Consider the following 16978-nt stretch of genomic DNA (forward strand, 5'->3'; position numbering starts at 1 on the left):
GCGCCCGGATCAGTGCTTGGATCAGCGCACGCTGGCGCTGCCACCGGTCAGTTCGGCAATCGCCTGTCCCGCCTGTTCAGGGCCCATGGCGGTATAGCCGCCGTCGACCTTGAGTTCGGAGCCAGTGGTGAAGCTGGCATAGTCGGAGCACAGGAACAGCACGCCATTGGCGACTTCCTGGCCCCTGCCGACGCGGCCGAGCAGGTGATATTGACCGCCAACGCGGTCGGCCTTTTCCTTGTCATTGCCCGATAGACCCGCAATCGGATCACTCCAGGTCCAGCCCGCGATCAGGCTATTGGAGCGGATCCCGTCCGGGGCGTAATCGAGCGCCTGGCTGTGTGTCAGGTGCAGAATGGCGGCTTTGGACACCGGATAGGTCCAGCGACCCGATTGGGCGGCATAAGCGCTGATGCTCGAAATATTGACGATGGCGCCCTTGGTCTTGGCCAGATGCGGCCGGGCTTTTTCGCTGAGCAGCGCGCTGGAGACCAGATTGGTATCGAGCGTGTTGAGCCAGGATTGCCGATTAGTAGCCGGGCCATTGTCGTCATAGACGGCGGCGTTGTTGACCACGAAATCGAGCCGTCCAAGCGCTACCGCCGCGGCAACCAGCGCGTCGAGATCTTCGTCCTTGCGGATGTCGGCGCTGACATAGCGCACCTTGTCGCCGAACTGTTTGACTGCGGCTTCACCGGCCTCGCGACTGCGGGCGCCGATGATGACCGTTGTGCCCGCTTCGACAAAGACGCGGGTGATATCGAGGCCGATGCTGGCCGCGCCGCCGGTGACGATGGCGACCTTTCCCTCTAGGCCCTTCATGAACAGGCTCCCATGACTTCGGGTTGATGAAGATGTTTGTAGCCGCCGCCGAAATAGAGCAGCGGTTCGCCGGCGTCCCGGCGATGGTGGGTGACTTCGCCGATAAAGATCAGGTGGTCGCCGGCATTGGTGGACTGAACGATGCGGCAGGAGAACTGCGCCAGCGCGCCGCCGATCACCGGTACATCGCCCAGCTCATCGAATGGCACGTCCATCTCGCCCCCCTTGCGGGAGGAAAAATGGCGCGAAAGATGCTGCTGGCCATTGTGGAGGACCGACAGGCCGTAGTGGCCGGAATCTTCGAGCGCCTGCCGCATGCTGGCGCGGTGATCGATGCAGATCAGCACCAGCGGCGGCGACAGCGACACCGAGGTGAAGGAATTGGCCGTCATGCCGTGGATGCGCTCCCCCCAGCGCGTGGTGACGATGAGCACGCCCGTAGCGAACATGCCCAAAGTCTGCCGGAACGCCATTGGATCGGGCGTGGTGGCGTCGGTGGTCATGCCGCCTCTCCCAGGAAAGCGTCGGTCAGCGCCGGGTCGGTGATGGTGGGGAAGTACGTCCGTGGGTCATTGAAGCCGTTGACGAACCAATGGGCGACGCGCGGGCTGCCCTGGGCCGTGCCGAGGAGCTTGAGCATGTGCTCTGGCGGCGGCAGCAGCATGTTGTTGGTCCAGCCGACGACGAACTGGGCATAGTCCCAATAGGTCTCGAACGTGGCCTGCATGAAGGCTGCGTCGAACGGACGATCGCCATGGGCCAGGATTGCGGCGAGATAGGTCGCGGCGCAATGGCTGGCATTGTTGGAGCCTTGGCCCGTGATCGGATCGTTGAGACAGACCGAGTCCCCCATGCCCAGCGCCAAAGCGCCCGATGGCAGGGTCAGGATGGGCTTGCGGACGGTTGGCGCGAAACGCCCCGCCAGCACGCCGAGATCATCGGTCAGCACGCAATCCTTGGAGCGGGCATATTCCTTGGGCACGAAGGTCTTGAGGATATCGAGGCTCTTGGCCAGATGCTCCTGCGGGGTCTTGGCTTCGGCCCAGGTATCCATCGGGCCGCCGGGCACGCCCTCGAACACCATGATTTCGCAGGGGCCGGAAAGGGTCAGCGCGGGGAAGACGAAATATTCGCCGACACCGGGAATGAGATTGAAATTGACCGCCGAATGCTCGGCGCGAGGCGTCATGCCATGCACATAGGTCAGGGCCAGCGCGCGCATCGGCTTGTCGAATGGCGAACGGCTTTCGTCGCGCTGGAACAGTTTGCCGATTTCGCCTTTGCCGGACGCAACGATGACAAGATCGCATTCCTGCTGCAGCGCTTCGAGCTCAGGGATACCGACATCTTCGATGCGCAGATCGCCGCCCGCATCGGAGAATTCTTTCATCCATACCGGCATCTTAACGCGCTGGTCGATGGACTGGGCGGGCTTGTCGAGACGCGACGACCATTCGATGGGGCTGGTGCCATCAGGGGCACACACGGCAAACTGGATGCCTTCGACCTTGGGCGCGTCGTCCCAGAAATTGATGCCGAGGTCGCGCTCGTTCTGGCGCGCCCGATCAAACATGCACTGGCTGGAGGTGACTCGCCCGTTGCGGATCTGCTCGCCCGTCAGGTTCGAGCTGATCACCGCCTGATAACCCTTGGCGAGCAGGCCAAGGCCCAGCTGCAACCCGGCCTGGCCGGCGCCGACAATACCTATCTTTCTCATTTCCAACTCCCTGGAATTTCCGTTCCTCGGGGGTCAGTGTTGGAGAGATGGCGGGCCGCCGCTATGCAGCCGGCGCGGCCATTGTGCAGGCAGCGCGGATTTCTGCTCCCCGCGTCGACAGGACGCGGAGAGCGGGTTGGTTCAGGCGCGCATCTTCTCGCGCGAGGTGGTCTTGGAACGCAGGCCTGGCAGGCCCAGCGTCACCAGCACAAACAGCGCCGTAGCCAGTTTGAGGTCGCTTGGCTGGAGGCCAATCGAGAGGCCCAGCGAAACGAGCTGGTAATAGACGAAGGCGCCGATCACAGGGGCCAGCAGCTGGCGGGTGACAGTATGCTTGCCGACAATGGTCTCGCCGATCACCAGCGAGGCAAGGCCGTTGATCAGCACGCCCAGACCCATGCCGATATCGGCATAGCCCTGCAACTGCACGATCAGCGCGCCGCCCAGTGCCGTCATGGCATTGGCAATGGCAAGGCCGGCAATGGTGTAGGTCCACACATTGATGCCCAGCGATGGCGCGAGATCGGGATTGACGCCAACGACGCGCAAAGCAGCACCGGCCTGCGTGGTGAGGAACCAGCGCAGCGCCAGCAGCGTCAGAACCACCAGCACGCCGAACACCACGATCTGCATCCAGACTGTCGTAACAATACCGGGGTGGATCATGTCAAAGACATTGTCGGCGTTGAACAGCGCGGCGTTGGACTTGCCCAGGATGCGCAGGTTGATGCTGTAAAGGCCGGTGAAAACGAGAATACCGGCCAGCAGCGAATTGATGCCGAAGCGCAGATGGATCAGCGCGGTTGCAGCGCCGGCCAAACCACCGGCGGCAATCGCCACCAGCGTCGCAAGGATCGGGTTGTAGCCCGCCAGCAGCAGCGCCGCGCAGACGCAGCCGCCCAGTGGAAACGAGCCTTCGCTGGTCAGATCGGGAAAGCTGATCAGCCGGAACGGGATCATGATGCCCAGAACCAGGAACGAATAGACCAGGCTCTGCGAGAAGGTGACGGGCACCAGATTGAAATAAGCCGAGAGAATTTCCATTGGCACCTAGACTCCGAGCAACATGCGGTCGTTGTCGATCTTGAATTTTTCAACCAGATCGGCGGGCGTGAGGCTCTGCTTTTCGGCCCCGGAGATATCGAGCTTGATCTTGCCGGCATCCATCATGATGAGCCGGTTTCCGGTCTCGATGGCCTGCCGCATATTGTGCGTGACCATCAGCGTGGTGAGGCCATTGGCGGCCACGGTGCGCAGGGTCGCTTCCATGACGCGATCGGCGGTGCGCGGATCGAGCGCTGCAGTGTGCTCGTCGAGCAGCAGCAGCTTTGGCTTGGAGAGCGCAGCCATCACCAGCGACAGCGCCTGACGCTGGCCACCGGAGAGGCTCGCGACAACGGTTTCCAGACGATCTTCAAGCCCGAGCTGCAGTTCGGCCAGCTGGGTACGGTAGAAGTCACGGCGCGATGCGGCGATCAGTTGGGCAAAGCCGTGCCCCTTGCCGCGCCGTTCGGCCAGAGCGAGGTTTTCCTTGATGGTCATGGCGGCGGCGGTGCCCAGCATCGGGTCCTGGAACACGCGGGTCACAAGGCCTGCGCGCTTGTGTGGCGCCAGCTTGGTAATGTCTTTTCCATCCAGAACGATGGTGCCGGAATCGACGGGGAAAGCCCCGGCAATCGCATTGAGCAGGGTCGATTTACCCGCGCCATTGCTACCAATGACAACGATGAAATCGCCTTTTGCAAAGGTCACGTCGATGCCGTCGAGCGCGGGGCGTCCACCGGGCAGGCCGGTGGCAAAGGTCTTGCGGAGCCCGGTGCAGGTCAGCAGAGGCGCGGATGTCCGCGCCTCCGTTCCATGAGCGGTCGCTTGGCTCACTTGATGATCCATGGGCTGTCTTTGAGCGCCTCTGGCAGGGTCAGGCCAACTGCTTCGAGACCCTTGACGCTGACCAGCGATTCAAAATCGTCGGGCTGGGGCACATAGGTCGCGATATCGGCAGGCTTTTCGCCCTTGAGGATACGGTCGGCGATGTCGGCCGCGTGCTCGCCATTCTTCTTGTAGGAAATGGCGTGGAAGCCAGCCAGCTGGTCCTTGAGTTCGGCGGAATAGACCGAGTTGAACAGCGGCAGCTTGATGCGCTGGGCGGTCTGGGCCACCACGGGCACGGCGGTCTGGACGATGTTGGACTGGATCAGGAAGATCGCATCGACCTTGCCGGCAAAGCTCTGCACGCGCTGTGGCAGGTCATTGGCGTTATCGACCGGCACAGCAACGATCTCGATACCGGCTTCGGCAGCGGCTTCGTTGATCAGCTTGATATTGGTCGCGTCATTGTCTTCGCCTGGGTTGAACAGGGTGCCGACGGTCTTGAGGTTTGGGATGACGGCCTTGAGGAAAGCTAGCGATGCCTTGAAGTCTGGCAGCATGGCAGCGCCGGTGCTGAATGCGGAACCGTGTTCCCAATCGGGCACGATACCGGCAACGACGGGGTCAACCACAGCGCCGAACACGATCGGGATGGACTTGTCGGTGATGCCGCGCACGGCAGCCTGATTGAGGCCGGTGGTGATTGCAAAGATCAGGTCGGGATGCTTGGCTTCGACCTGCTGCAGCACCTGTGGAATGAGGCTGCGGTCGAAATTGGCATGCTGGAAGTCATAGGTGACATCGGTGCCTTCGACATAACCGAGTTCGGTCATGCGGTCCTTGAAGCCCTGGGCGGTTTCCATCAGGGCAGGATGTTCGCCAAAGCTGGCGATAGCGATGCTTTTTTTGGCTGAGCGAGGGCCATGGTGGTGCCCGCAGCCAGCGCGACGGCAGTCAGAAGCAGTCTCTTGAGCAGCATTTTTAAGGTATCCGGAGGGTTTCTAGTCAGACGTCTGGCGCAGAGCGCCAGTTGGCACGGGCTACGCGCAGGAAGTTTTCTCCCAGCACGCCCTTTATGGAGCTGTCGTCATAGCCAAGGCGGATCAGCGCCTCGACCAGATCAGGCAGGATTTCGGGTTTGACGTCGTCCCAGGGCGGACGCGGATAACCGCGCTGCGCCATCATCGGGCCGGAGTCGTAAAGCTTGGTCATGAAGGCTTGGTAGAACACCACATCGAGCCCCAGCCCGACATGATCGGGACCGACCAGCTGGACGGCATGATCGATATGGCGGACCAGCGGTTCGAGCCCCGAGCTGTTGTCGTCGGAGAGGAATGCGCCAATCGAATTGATGCCCACCACACCACCGCGCTCGGCCAGAGCCTTGACCTGTTCGTCGGTGACATTGCGCTCGTGATCCTTGAGCGCCCGCATGCTGGAATGGGAAATGACGATCGGCTTTTCCGACAGCGCAATCATATCGAGGCTGGTGCGGATTCCGGCATGGGAGGCATCGAGCAGCATGCCGCAGCGATTGGCTTCGGCCACAAAGGCGCGGCCCAGCATGGAGAGACCCGCGTCAGACGGTTCGTGGCACCCATCACCGAGCGGATTGCGGCTGTTATAGGCCAGGATCAGCCAGCGGATGCCCAGCCGATACCAGCTGTCGATCAGCGCGGGCTCATAGCCGAGCGGCCCTGCCCCTTGCAGGTGAAAGCTGATGGCCATCTTGCCCTCGGTCTTGATACGGGCAATGTCATCGACCGTATCGACGATGCCATAGCGGTCCGACTGGCGTTCGATCCAGCGGCGCTGCTGGGCAAAATGCTTGAGCGTTGGTTCGGGCTTGTCCCAGTCGGCGCCGATGGTCAGCGAGGTGAAGGAAAAGCCTGACGCCTTGAAGCGCTCCAGCATTTGCGGGCCTTCATCGAGGCATTCGGGCGTCCAGCCAACAACACTTTCCCAGACGATGGACTGTTCGATCAGATCTTTGGCGGACATGTCTCAGGCTCCAATGGCAAAGCGCGACAGGGAAAAGGCGGATAGGTCGATATCGCTCTTGCCAGCCGTCATGCACTGCGCGGCGGCCTCGCCGATGGCGGCCGAATGCTTGAAGCCATGGCCCGAGCATGGCGAGACGATCAGGATGCGATCATCGTCGGGGTGCCAATCGATGACAAAGGCGCTGTCTGGCGTCGCGGTATAGATGCAGGTCACGGCCTGTCGGCGTTGCGCCGAAATGCCCTTGATGCGCGGCTCAAGATGGCGGGCGAACTTGGCGGCCGAGAATTCTTCGGGCACGACACGATCCATGGTGTCAGGATCAATCGCTGCGCCATAATTCTCGTCGGCAATCTTGATCGCGCCCAGCCCACCGATTTCGGGGAAGCCATAAAAGAAGTCGTCTGCGCTTTCGCCATGCGGCCAGATAAAGCAGGGGCCATTGGCCCAGGTCTTGTTCCACTCCGGTTCGATATCGAACCAGTGCATGGTCTGGCGCGTCGGCTGCAGGATCGGGGTAAACCGTTCATCAAGCAGGCCAGCCGCACCGGCGCCTGCCGCAAGGATCAGCTTTTTGGCGCGGATCTCGCCGGTCTCGGTGCGCAGGGTAATGCCGTCGGCATCGCGCTCGATGGACAGCACATTGGTATTGCGCGCGATGTGGCCGCCCAGTTCTTCGCCCAGCTTCAACTGCGCCGACACGCAGCGCTCGGGTTCGACATAACCGGCGCCCGGCTCGAAATAGCCGATCTCGTCATCGCTGACGCCAAACTGAGGAAAGCGCGCACGAATGGCTTCGGCGGACAGCACTTCGTGGGGAATACCGAAACGTTCAGCAGCAGCGCGGGTACGCTGGATAAAGCCGGTGCGACCGGGCCGTTCCACCGCATCGTCTTCGCGTGAGATGATCAGGCACCCGACCTCATGCAATAGGCTCGTATCGGTACTCGTCTCAAGCTCGCGCCAGATGGCGTGGCTGCGCTGCACCAGCGGCACATAGGCCATGCCTTCGCCAATCGCCTGACGGGTGATACGGCTTTCGCCATGGGTCGAGCCAAGGGCGTGTGGCGGGTCATAGCGGTCGATACCGATGACGTTCACGCCGCGCTGAGCCAGTTGATAAAACGCAGCGCTGCCCATCGCGCCGAGCCCCAGCACGGCCGTTTCGAACACACCCATCATAGTCCCCTATTCACGGTGCCCCAGCGCCGAAATGCGGCTGCAACATAGAGAGCACCATGGCCGTTGGTATAGGTCTAAAGTTTCAACTTACGCTCTGAATAGAGATGAAAATTCCAACCAAGCCCAACGCCCCTCCGGCCCATATCGCGCCACAGGAAACGGAAAACGTCAATAGTATTTTTTAGCGTGAATTTTTAAGTGCGAAGCAATTCGTACTATTTTTGAGCCACAAAATAGTACGAATTGCTACATATTGCAGTTTGTGCGAATTCTACTCACAACGCCCATTTCAGCGGCAATCTCAGCCCGGGATAGTCCAACGCTCTCAAAGCGCACTCTGGCACCACCGGCGTGAGACCGAGCCAGCCCCTTTTCCTATGGCAACGGCGAGACCTTTTTCGAGCAACCGATTCACCCCTGCCAAGCGTCAGCCAAGACGCGCAAGCACACAGCGTCCGCTTTCGAGGTTATAGCACTTCCAACACCCGACCCAACGCTTAGCAAAGAATGTCCGTCGAAACACCTCATCGGAGTCGAATGCTCTTGAGTGGCGGGGTGGGCGAAACGGATTTCTCTCTGCGCTTGCTGGCTGGGAAGATGATCTAATCTCGACAATTTCAGTCGCGGATTACATAGAATATATTTCCAACTTATCTTTGATTGAGCAGGACCGCTTTTGACCGCCGCACTTATTTCCTTGAACAAGGCCACGAAATCCTTTGGGCAGGGGGAGGCGCGCATAGCAGCGGTCGACCATGTCGATCTGTCCGTTGAACGCGGGCAGATTTTTGGCGTGATCGGTCACAGCGGGGCGGGCAAGAGCACACTGATCCGCCTGCTCAACGGGCTGGAGCGCGCCGATAGCGGCGAAGTGCGGGTCGCCGGGCTCGATCTTTCCAGCATCGATCAGGCTGCCTTGCGAAAGGCGCGGCTCAAGATCGGCATGATCTTCCAGCATTTCAATCTCCTCTGGTCGCGTACCGTCGCGCAGAACATTGCCTTTGCGCTCGAAATTGCGGGCATCGACAAGGCGACCATCAAGACCCGCGTCAGCGAACTGATCGGCCTTGTTGGCCTTGAAGGCCGCGAACATGCCTATCCGTCACAATTGAGCGGCGGCCAGAAGCAGCGCGTCGGCATTGCCCGCGCCTTGGCCAATCATCCAGACGTGCTGCTCTGCGATGAGGCCACTTCGGCGCTCGATCCGGAAACCACCGACGCGATCCTCGACCTGCTGTCCGACATCAATCGGCGGCTGGGCCTCACCATCGTGCTGATCACCCATGAAATGCATGTGGTGCGCCGCATTTGCGATCAGGTGGCGGTGATGGAAGTGGGCAAGGTGGTCGAAACCGGCCCGGCCAAGGCCGTGTTCGCCCAGCCGCAGGCTGAAGTCACCAAGCGCTTCGTGCGCCAGATTTCGAGCGCCGACAGCATTGATGGCGCCTTCGATCCGTCCGAAGTCGGCTCTGTCGATGGCACGCTGATCAAGCTGGTCTATGTCGGCCCGCTGGCGCGCCAGCCTGTGCTGGCCGATGCCATTCGCCATTTCGATCTGCCGATCAACATCGTGCATGGCCGCGTCAGCCGCACCCGCGATGCCGCCATTGGCGAGCTCTATGTCGAAGTCCCCGCCGAAGGCGAAGCGCTCGATGCGCTGCTGGCCTATCTGGGCGAACGCGACATTGTCTCCGAGATTATCCGTGGAGGGAGCGCATCATGATCGAACTGCTGTTCCCAAACCTGCGCCTTGAGCAATTCTGGAAAGCCACGATCGACACGCTCTATATGGCGGGTCTCGCAGGCACCGCGACCTTTGTCCTGGGCCTTCTGATCGGCACGGTGCTGTTCCTCACCAGCCCCGGCCAGCTGCTGGCCAACAGGCTGGTTTATGGCGCGCTGTCGCTCGCTACCAATATCTTCAGGTCGATCCCCTTCATCATTCTGATCGTGCTGCTGATCCCGGTCACGCGCTTCCTGGTCGGCCGCATGCTGGGCGTCAATGCCGCCCTGCCCGCGCTCGTCGTCGGCGCCGCGCCCTTTTATGCCCGCCTTGTGGAAATCGCGTTCCGCGAAGTGTCCAAGGGCGTCATCGAAGCCACCCGTTCGATGGGCGGTGGCATCGGCACGATCATCTTCAAGGTTCTCATTCCTGAAGCGGGCCCCGGCCTTGCTTCCGGTCTCACCGTCACCCTGATTTCCCTTGTCGGCTACACAGCCATGGCAGGAGTGATCGGCGCCGGTGGGCTTGGCCATCTGGCCTATCTCGAAGGCTTCCAGCGCAACAATGGCGACGTCACGCTGGCAGCCACCGGAATGGTTCTCGTCATCGTCTTTGCGATTCAGTTCGTGGGCGACCTGGCGACCCGAAAACTCGACAAACGTTAAAACCTGAAGGAGCCACTCATGGCAAAGACGACTATTCTCACAGCGGCGCTGCTTGCCTCGACCCTGCTGGCCGCACCCGCTTTCGCTCAGACCAAGCTGGTCGTTGGCGCATCCTATGTGCCGCATGCCGAAATTCTCGAGCAGGCGGCGCCGATCCTGGCCAAGGAAGGCATCGAGCTCGAAATCATTCCATTCCAGGACTATATCCTGCCAAACACCGCGCTGGCTTCGGGCGAACTGGACGCGAACTATTTCCAGCACGTGCCATATCTGAACGAAGTTCTGAAAGACAATCCTGACTACCATTTCGTCAGCGCCGGCGCGATCCATGTCGAGCCAATCGGCCTTTACTCCAAGCGTTGGGACAGCCTGCAGGACCTGCCAGACAATGGCGAAGTGATCCTGCGTGACTCGGTTGCCGAAGAAGGCCGTATCCTGGCAATCTTCGTGCGCGAAGGCGTCGTCACCCTGCCAGAAGGCAAGGACGTTTACACCGCACGCGTCAGCGACATTGCCGGCAATCCAAAGAACCTGACGTTCAAGGCCGACGTTGAAGCCGCGCTTCTCGCCCAGGTGTACCTCAATGACGAAGCCGACGCCGTCGTCATCAATGCCAACTACGCGCTCGATGCCGGTCTTAACCCAGTGACCGACCCGATCGCCGTCGAAAGCGCCGAGAATAACCCCTACGCCAACATCATCACCGTACGCGAAGGCGACGAAACCCGCCCAGAAATCGTCCGTCTGGTCGAAGTCCTGAAGTCCGAGCCAATCCGCAAGTTCATCGAAGAAAAGTACAAGGGCGCTGTGGTGCCCGTGGCCGAGTAAGAATGTGGGCATGGGCCGGTGTCACAACCGGCCCATGGTTACGGCCGCGAGGATCGCGCTTCTCTAGGAAGTAGTGAAAATCAGCAACTGCTTTATGTGGCAGCTGTTTGGCGCAAGGTTATTAGACAGGGCGCCTAAAAAACTCACTAGGCATCCACTACGGTCCACACATGCCAGGCAATAACTCAAGAGAATCTAACCACCGCCATTTCTACGCGCTCCTGCCGCGCAATCTGGTTCGCTTAAGCAGAGGCATGGTTGGTAAAAAATGCCGCGCCAATCCCGCTCTCAACGCCAGCGATGCCGATCGCAAGTAGACTTGTTCAATCGCGCTGTCGGCCATCAAGGTCTAGATCCAGGTGCTCGCGACAGTTCCGAACGCGTTAAGGCACAATGCAGATACGGGCCATGAAGCGCCCCAAACCTGACAATTTGAACATGGGGCTTATCCGCTAGATAGTTTGACATTCTATCAAATATCCAAGCAGGTTACGCCATCAACAGGGCCTTGCCCTGCGATCTAACGCAGGGCGTCTACTACTGGTCGGCGATAGATGATCAGGGCTGGTACCACGGCGAGGAGCAGGCCGAGGGTGACGAGAGTTCCGACCAATGACAGTTCGCGTGTGCCGATTTCGGCGCGCATGGCAACGCCGGTGGATTGCGCCAGAAGGTCCGAGACCAGTGTTGCCGCGCCCCAACCGAGGACAAGACCCATCAAGGCGCCGGTGACGACGATGGCGGCGACATAGATCCAGACGGTGGTGAAGACAAACAGCGGCGATGCCCCGAGCGCGCGCAGCACCGCAAAGCGCTGGCGTTGCAGATCGAGGATGGCGACGACACCGGCCAGGATTGCGGCAACCACCAGCGCCTGGGCCGCGAGCGTCAGCGCACTCATGATGGCCGTTGCATCGCCCAGAAGGGCGTACAGCCCAATGAGCACTTCGGCCGGAAAGAAAGCGGTCGATTGCGGCGTGCGATAGGCGGCGCGTAGGCCATAGGCGGCGGAGATGTCCTTTGCTTTGACGACTACCGCTGGCAGACCGGGCAAAGCGTCGGCATCGAAAGGCGTACCGATATGGCTGTCTTGCGGTCGATGGCCGGTGCCCAAGCCATGCGCCAGCCAGTTGTATTCGATGGGAACGACAATTGCGCGGTCCCAGGGCGTGCCAGTGGGCTGCATGCGGCCCACGACATGCAGATGGGCGTGCTCATGTTCGCCCTGCACGGCTTCACCGGCCTCGAGCGCATCCGCAGCAGCGTCGGCATCGGCGTCAGTCGCGCCGCCATGGCCGTGCGATACTTCGAGTTCGTCGCCGACTTTGTGCGGCGATAGCGCTCCGACCACTGCCTCATCGAGCGCCTCAAACAGCCGTCCTTCGGCGAGGCCGCCGGAGAGGTGATCGACAAAAGGCGCGATGGTGCCGACGACGGGATCGGTGCCGATGGCATCGCCAAAGCCGATCGGGGCAACGAAATCGGCTTCCGGCTCATCAAGCAAAAGGCGCGCTATCGCCGGATCGAGCAGCTGGACAGCGGTCGGGTCGAGATAGACGGTCGAAAACAATACGTCGTTGTGGCTGCCGGGTGCGGCAATAATCAGATCGAACTTGTCCGCCGCACGTGCGGAGCCAACGCGCAGGGCTCGCTCCTGCGCAGAAATGGCGATACCGAGCGCAACCGCCAATGCCACGATCACCAGGAACAGGAAAGCGGTGAAGCTGTTACGGCGCAGCGCCGCCAAAGCGATGGGGAACGGGTTCATGCCGACTTCTCCCGACGTCCATGGTCGAGCAGCAAGGATTGGTCCGCCAGTGTCTTGAGCGCTGGATCGTGGGTAGCAACGAGCACGGTGCGGCCCTCGTCGTGCGCAAGGCGTTGCAGGATGGCGGCGACGGTTTCGCCCGCTGCCGTATCGAGGCTGGCCGTCGGCTCATCGGCAAAGATGATCGACGGGTCGCCAATCAGCGCCCGGGCGATGGCGACCCGCTGCTGCTGGCCGCGCGAGAGCTTGGCGACACTATCGCGCTCGGTTGGCACCTCGAGCTGGTGCAACAGCCCCATCGCCCGCTGCCGTTTCGATGCTGCGGAAAAACGGTCGAGCCAGACCGGCACGAGTACATTGTCCACCGGGCTCATTTCTTCGATGAGATGAAAATTCTGGAAGATGAAACCGGCCTGCTTACGGCGCCAGCTGTCGCGTTGGCGTTCGCCCAGTTTGGCGATGTCGGTCTCAGCCCAGATTATGGTTCCCGCATCGGGGCGCAGCAGGCCTGACAGCAGATAGAGCAGAGTGGATTTGCCCGAGCCGGAGGCGCCTGAGAGGACGGTCAGCGAGCCCGGCGCTATGGCAAGGGCTGGCAGGTCGATGACGTCGACACCGGCCAAGGCCAAGCGCAGGCCGGAAACGGCGAGAGATAGTCCCGGCATGGCTGGCTCAGAGAATGGTGTAGCTGGTGTCGAGCAGGCGCACCTTGCTGACAAAACCAGTGGGCTCATCGGTCTCGATGCCCGTGTCGAACGTGCCCTCTACCCGGATGAGATTGGAGAAGCGGGTGAACCTGGTCTCACCGGAGAAATAGGAGAGCACGATGTCGTTGGGCCAATCCGTCGCGTCATCGCAAAACGGGCACGTCGCCATGGGTGTCTTGGTGAGGACGAAGAAGTTGATCTCGGGCTTGAGGGGCGGCGCCATATAGCCGGTCATCACGATGCGCTGGCCCTGCAGGGCCAGGGCGGCATCGGACAGGTCCTTGCCGCGCGAATACATGTCGCGGAAGCGCAGGGACGGAATGTCGGCAAAGGCGGGCGTGGCAAGTCCGAAGGCACCGGCCAGCGTTCCTGTGGCGGCAATGCCAAGAAAATTGCGTCTGTCCATGATGATCGTCCTTTTCGGTTTTGCAGCACAGCTGCGGCACTCGGGTCCTGCGGGATTGATGACTGACGCATGTGCCAGTCGCCGCCTCGTCAAAGACGTGGGCCGCCAGCAGCACCGGCGGCCCGTATCAGGTTAGCAAACCTTACTTTGCGGCGTTGAACTCGAGAGCCTTGGCCATCACGTGGTAGATCATGTTCTGCTCGATGACTCCGTCGAACAGGTAAGCCTGCGGGCCCTGGGCGAAGACGGCAACGTCGTCACCGGCATGGCTTTCCGAACCCATCGGGATCAGCGCCTGCTGCAGGTAGTCGATGTCGGTGGTGTCGACTGCGGTGAGGTCGGCGCGCTGCAGGGCGGCGCGAACGTCTTCACCCGACATGGTCGAAATGTCGGCACCTTCTTCGAGCGTCTTGGCGCCGGGGCCATTGTGGTAGCCCAGCGTGGTGTATGGCAGGCCATCGTCGCCCGTACCGGCAATGCCCAGGATCGGGTTGTTGCGGGTCGGGTAGCCGGCGATGGTGAAGACGTGGCTGTGGTCGGCGGTGAGCAGGATGAGGGTTTCTTCCGGGTTCACGGCGTCAAAGGCAGCCTGAACGGCTTCGGAAACAGCAATCGCATCGGTCAAGGCGCGGGCAGCGTTACCGGCGTGGTGAGCGTGATCGACGCGGCCACCCTCAACCATCAGGATGTAGCCGTTTTCGTTCTTTTCGAGGATCTCGATGGCCTTGGTGGTCATTTCCGAGATCGATGGCTCGCCGCCGGCATCGCTTTTGCGGTCGACTTCATACTGCATGTGCGAGCCGTTAAAGAGGCCGAGAACGCGGGTCGTGTCGGCGCCCAGGGCGTCGAAGCCTTCCTTGTTCCAGATATACTGGCCGTCATTGTACTTGGCCTGCCAGTCTGCGATCAGGTCGCGGTCCTTGCGGGCGCCGGACTTGGTCTCGTCTTCCGGGTCCTTCTGAGTGTCGAGCATGAAATTGGCACGGCCGCCGCCGAAGACGACTTCAAAGCCATTGCCGAACGACCAGTCGACGAGCTGGGCCGCGATGTCGGCACACTTGCCGACAGCGTCAGCTGGCAGCTTGGTATCGGTTTCCCAATCGCGACCGACAGTGTGCGCATAGGCAGCAGCGGGAGTCGCGTGGGTGATGCGGGCGGTGGAAACGACGCCGGTGGCAAGACCGGCTTCTTCGGCCTGCTCGAAAATCGACATTGTGGTCGACCCGGCCTGGGTGGAGCAATCTTCGAGCACGGCGTTCTGGTCGACACCGATGGTGCCGTTGAGCGACTTCACGCCCGAGGTGATGGCGGTTGCCGTTGGGGCCGAGTCGGCCACCTGGCTGTCATGGGTATAGGTCTTGACCAAAGCCGTGTGCGGCAAAAGCTGCTCGAAGGCGAGGCTGTGGGACTCTCCGTCAACACCGGCCAGCTGGCCTTCGTGGATACGGGCAGCGGTGATGGTTGGGATGGACAGACCATCGACCACGAAAAGGATGACGTTCTTGGCCTTGCCGGTATTGGGCTGGATGGCTTCCTTGGCGGCAAGCTGTTCCTGAGCGGCCAAGAAATAGCTGTCATTGGCCTGCGGAAGAGCGGTCTGCGCCAGCGCCGGAAGGGTAAGGGATAGCGTCGACACGCCAGCGAAAAGGGCTCGGGAGAGCTTGACCATGAGATGAACCTATCTGTTGAGGCGACCCGCAGGAGCGACGGGCAGCGGGCAGGCCGAGCCATAGAGCGGTCATATGACAGGGGTGTGTAATTGAGCAGTTTTGGCCGCCTTGTGACCTTGCCCCAGAGGGCAGCGTGGCAGCCCTGGCGCTGTCATCGGTCAGTCACGCCGCTGTGATGTGCGTGACATCACCGCTGGTTAGGGCAGTGCGTCCATTATTCCTCTGGAGACTACCATGCTCAAAGCTCTCGCCCTTGGCGTCAGCCTCAGCCTCCTCGCAACCCTCGCGATGGCTCAAGATACCACTTCTGGCCCGGCAAAGTTCGACGCCATGCTGAAGGCCCATGCCGAGCTGCCCGCACAGACCTTCCTTCCGGCTCCAGCGGACGCGCCCGCCGGCCTGCAGATGTCGGGCCGCTTCACCTCTGGCACTCGCGTCGAGACCCCTTATGGCTGGGCCAACCCTGCTTCGGGTATTGCCATGCCATTCCCTGGCCAGCCCCTCCAGGGCATGAGCGGCGTTCGTTCGCTGGGCGACGACCGCTTCCTGTTTCTGACGGACAATGGCTATGGCACCAAGGCCAACTCGTCCGACGCCATGCTGATGTTCAATGTCCTCAAAATGGACTGGACCACGGGCAAGGTTGGTATCGAAAAGACCACCTTCCTCAAGGATCCAAACCGCGTCGTGCCATTCCCGATCATCACCGAGCATAGCGAAAGCCGCTACCTCACCGGCGCCGATTTCGACCCTGAATCGATCCAGCCCGTTGGCGACAACTTCTGGATCGGCGAAGAATTCGGTCCATGGCTGATCGAAGTCGACGCCGATGGCGTCGTGCTGCAGGTGGTCAAGTCCAATCCAGGCGGCGTCGACTACAAGTCGCCCGACAACCAGTTCACCGTGCAGCCAGCTGCCGGTTCGGTCGTCACCGGCATCAATACCGGCCGCTCGGGCGGTTATGAAGGCATGGCGCTTTCGCTCGATGGCAAGACGCTTTACCCGTTGCTCGAAAAGCCCTTCTTCGACGAAGCCGCTGGTGCACTCGAAACCGTTGATGGCAAGCCAGTCATCCGCATGCTGGAATTTGACGTCGCCGGCTCGGCCTGGAGCGACAAGATCCGCTACTATCCCCTCGACGACGCTGGCCACGCCATCGGTGACTTCAACATTTTCGAAGGCACACGCGGCCTGATCATCGAGCGTGACAACAATGAAGGCGACGACGGTCGCGAAAAGGCCGCGGCCTTCAAGCGCATCTACCTGGTTGATCTGGAACGTGCCGACGAAAACGGCGTGCTCGAAAAGATCGCCTATATCGACCTGATGGCCATCAAGGACCCCGACGGGATCGCTCCACGCGGCTCCAAGGACGGCGTTTTCACCTTCCCGTTCGTGACCATCGAAAACGTTGACGTGGTCAATCCAACCACCATCGTCGTCGCTAACGACAACAACTATCCCGGCTCCACTGGCCGCCAGGCCGGTCGCGCCGACGACAACGAGTTCATCCTGCTCGACGTCGCCGACTTCCTCAAAGCCGAATAATCGGGACCAAAACCAGAGAAGGGGCCTCGCGGCCCCTCCTCCACTGCCATCGCCGCTCCGCTAAGCTGCCGC

16 protein-coding genes are annotated in these 16978 nt (G+C 61.1%); 4 read left to right on the top strand and 12 right to left on the bottom strand.

The features are described from left to right. Positions 1 to 21: 21 nt before the first annotated feature. The 8 genes from ABIE28_RS15200 to solA all read right to left on the bottom strand — a co-directional run bounded on the left by ABIE28_RS15200 (position 22) and on the right by solA (position 7588). Entirely contained in the window at positions 22 to 822 is an 801-nt protein-coding gene (locus tag ABIE28_RS15200) for an SDR family oxidoreductase (RefSeq protein WP_354064349.1), read from the bottom strand. After that, positions 819 to 1325, bottom strand: coding sequence for a flavin reductase family protein (locus tag ABIE28_RS15205; protein WP_354064350.1), 507 nt, complete (start codon positions 1323 to 1325; stop codon positions 819 to 821). The genes ABIE28_RS15200 and ABIE28_RS15205 overlap by 4 nt, the downstream gene beginning before the upstream one ends. Further along, the gene (locus ABIE28_RS15210; protein ID WP_354064352.1) at positions 1322 to 2539 is read right to left on the bottom strand and encodes a styrene monooxygenase/indole monooxygenase family protein; all 1218 of its coding nucleotides are present in this window, start codon (positions 2537 to 2539) and stop codon (positions 1322 to 1324) included. The genes ABIE28_RS15205 and ABIE28_RS15210 overlap by 4 nt, the downstream gene beginning before the upstream one ends. A gap of 141 nt (positions 2540 to 2680) precedes the next feature. Continuing rightward, on the bottom strand, positions 2681 to 3583 hold the full coding sequence (locus tag ABIE28_RS15215; RefSeq protein WP_354064354.1) for an ABC transporter permease: 903 nt from the start codon (positions 3581 to 3583) through the stop codon (positions 2681 to 2683). A 6-nt stretch (positions 3584 to 3589) separates the two neighbouring features. Next, positions 3590 to 4369, bottom strand: a complete 780-nt coding sequence (locus ABIE28_RS15220) for an ABC transporter ATP-binding protein (RefSeq protein ID WP_354066462.1) — start codon at positions 4367 to 4369, stop codon at positions 3590 to 3592. A gap of 44 nt (positions 4370 to 4413) precedes the next feature. Next, a complete protein-coding gene (locus tag ABIE28_RS15225; RefSeq protein ID WP_354064356.1) occupies positions 4414 to 5271 on the bottom strand; it encodes an ABC transporter substrate-binding protein in 858 nt (285 codons plus the stop codon). Between the two features lie 142 nt (positions 5272 to 5413). Further along, positions 5414 to 6409, bottom strand: a complete 996-nt coding sequence (locus ABIE28_RS15230; protein WP_354064358.1) for a dipeptidase — start codon at positions 6407 to 6409, stop codon at positions 5414 to 5416. A 3-nt stretch (positions 6410 to 6412) separates the two neighbouring features. Then, positions 6413 to 7588 (bottom strand): N-methyl-L-tryptophan oxidase, encoded by a 1176-nt coding sequence (solA, locus tag ABIE28_RS15235; protein ID WP_354064360.1) that lies wholly within the window; start codon positions 7586 to 7588, stop codon positions 6413 to 6415. 679 nt (positions 7589 to 8267) lie between these two features. Between solA and ABIE28_RS15240 the strand changes: the two genes are divergently transcribed. Genes ABIE28_RS15240 through ABIE28_RS15250 form a run of 3 tightly spaced genes read left to right on the top strand, consistent with a single transcriptional unit; the run spans position 8268 to position 10807 of the window. Then, a complete protein-coding gene (locus ABIE28_RS15240; RefSeq protein ID WP_354064362.1) occupies positions 8268 to 9314 on the top strand; it encodes a methionine ABC transporter ATP-binding protein in 1047 nt (348 codons plus the stop codon). Then, on the top strand, positions 9311 to 9979 hold the full coding sequence (locus ABIE28_RS15245) for a methionine ABC transporter permease (RefSeq protein ID WP_354064364.1): 669 nt from the start codon (positions 9311 to 9313) through the stop codon (positions 9977 to 9979). Before ABIE28_RS15240 ends, ABIE28_RS15245 begins: the two co-directional genes overlap by 4 nt. Before the next feature lie 18 nt (positions 9980 to 9997). Then, on the top strand, positions 9998 to 10807 hold the full coding sequence (locus ABIE28_RS15250) for a MetQ/NlpA family ABC transporter substrate-binding protein (RefSeq protein ID WP_354064366.1): 810 nt from the start codon (positions 9998 to 10000) through the stop codon (positions 10805 to 10807). 520 nt (positions 10808 to 11327) lie between these two features. On the opposite strand, the gene ABIE28_RS15255 is transcribed toward ABIE28_RS15250, so the two are convergent. The 4 genes from ABIE28_RS15255 to ABIE28_RS15270 form a co-directional block, all read right to left on the bottom strand. Beyond that, on the bottom strand, positions 11328 to 12575 hold the full coding sequence (locus tag ABIE28_RS15255; protein WP_354064368.1) for an FtsX-like permease family protein: 1248 nt from the start codon (positions 12573 to 12575) through the stop codon (positions 11328 to 11330). Beyond that, the gene (locus tag ABIE28_RS15260; RefSeq protein ID WP_354064370.1) at positions 12572 to 13240 is read right to left on the bottom strand and encodes an ABC transporter ATP-binding protein; all 669 of its coding nucleotides are present in this window, start codon (positions 13238 to 13240) and stop codon (positions 12572 to 12574) included. Before ABIE28_RS15260 ends, ABIE28_RS15255 begins: the two co-directional genes overlap by 4 nt. A gap of 7 nt (positions 13241 to 13247) precedes the next feature. Beyond that, positions 13248 to 13688 (bottom strand): hypothetical protein, encoded by a 441-nt coding sequence (locus ABIE28_RS15265; protein ID WP_354064372.1) that lies wholly within the window; start codon positions 13686 to 13688, stop codon positions 13248 to 13250. Positions 13689 to 13830: 142 nt separating this feature from the next. Beyond that, positions 13831 to 15357, bottom strand: a complete 1527-nt coding sequence (locus tag ABIE28_RS15270; protein WP_354064374.1) for an alkaline phosphatase — start codon at positions 15355 to 15357, stop codon at positions 13831 to 13833. 235 nt (positions 15358 to 15592) lie between these two features. On the opposite strand from ABIE28_RS15270, the gene ABIE28_RS15275 reads away from it, so the two are divergent. After that, positions 15593 to 16906: an esterase-like activity of phytase family protein gene (locus ABIE28_RS15275; RefSeq protein ID WP_354064376.1), complete on the top strand. Its 1314-nt coding sequence runs from the start codon at positions 15593 to 15595 to the stop codon at positions 16904 to 16906. The last annotated feature ends 72 nt before the right edge of the window (positions 16907 to 16978 follow it).

Origin of the sequence: Devosia sp. 2618 (assembly GCF_040546815.1) — a bacterium.
GTDB lineage: Bacteria > Pseudomonadota > Alphaproteobacteria > Rhizobiales > Devosiaceae > Devosia.

Coding starts and splice junctions, on each gene's coding strand:
- ABIE28_RS15215 (WP_354064354.1), bottom strand. CDS start 3,583: ATGGAAATTCTCTCGGCTTATTTCAATCTGGTGCCCGTCACCTTCTCG.
- ABIE28_RS15265 (WP_354064372.1), bottom strand. CDS start 13,688: ATGGACAGACGCAATTTTCTTGGCATTGCCGCCACAGGAACGCTGGCC.
- ABIE28_RS15275 (WP_354064376.1), top strand. CDS start 15,593: ATGCTCAAAGCTCTCGCCCTTGGCGTCAGCCTCAGCCTCCTCGCAACC.
- ABIE28_RS15225 (WP_354064356.1), bottom strand. CDS start 5,271: ATGGAAACCGCCCAGGGCTTCAAGGACCGCATGACCGAACTCGGTTAT.
- ABIE28_RS15255 (WP_354064368.1), bottom strand. CDS start 12,575: ATGAACCCGTTCCCCATCGCTTTGGCGGCGCTGCGCCGTAACAGCTTC.
- solA (WP_354064360.1), bottom strand. CDS start 7,588: ATGGGTGTGTTCGAAACGGCCGTGCTGGGGCTCGGCGCGATGGGCAGC.
- ABIE28_RS15210 (WP_354064352.1), bottom strand. CDS start 2,539: ATGAGAAAGATAGGTATTGTCGGCGCCGGCCAGGCCGGGTTGCAGCTG.
- ABIE28_RS15245 (WP_354064364.1), top strand. CDS start 9,311: ATGATCGAACTGCTGTTCCCAAACCTGCGCCTTGAGCAATTCTGGAAA.
- ABIE28_RS15230 (WP_354064358.1), bottom strand. CDS start 6,409: ATGTCCGCCAAAGATCTGATCGAACAGTCCATCGTCTGGGAAAGTGTT.
- ABIE28_RS15250 (WP_354064366.1), top strand. CDS start 9,998: ATGGCAAAGACGACTATTCTCACAGCGGCGCTGCTTGCCTCGACCCTG.
- ABIE28_RS15200 (WP_354064349.1), bottom strand. CDS start 822: ATGAAGGGCCTAGAGGGAAAGGTCGCCATCGTCACCGGCGGCGCGGCC.
- ABIE28_RS15270 (WP_354064374.1), bottom strand. CDS start 15,357: ATGGTCAAGCTCTCCCGAGCCCTTTTCGCTGGCGTGTCGACGCTATCC.
- ABIE28_RS15260 (WP_354064370.1), bottom strand. CDS start 13,240: ATGCCGGGACTATCTCTCGCCGTTTCCGGCCTGCGCTTGGCCTTGGCC.
- ABIE28_RS15205 (WP_354064350.1), bottom strand. CDS start 1,325: ATGACCACCGACGCCACCACGCCCGATCCAATGGCGTTCCGGCAGACT.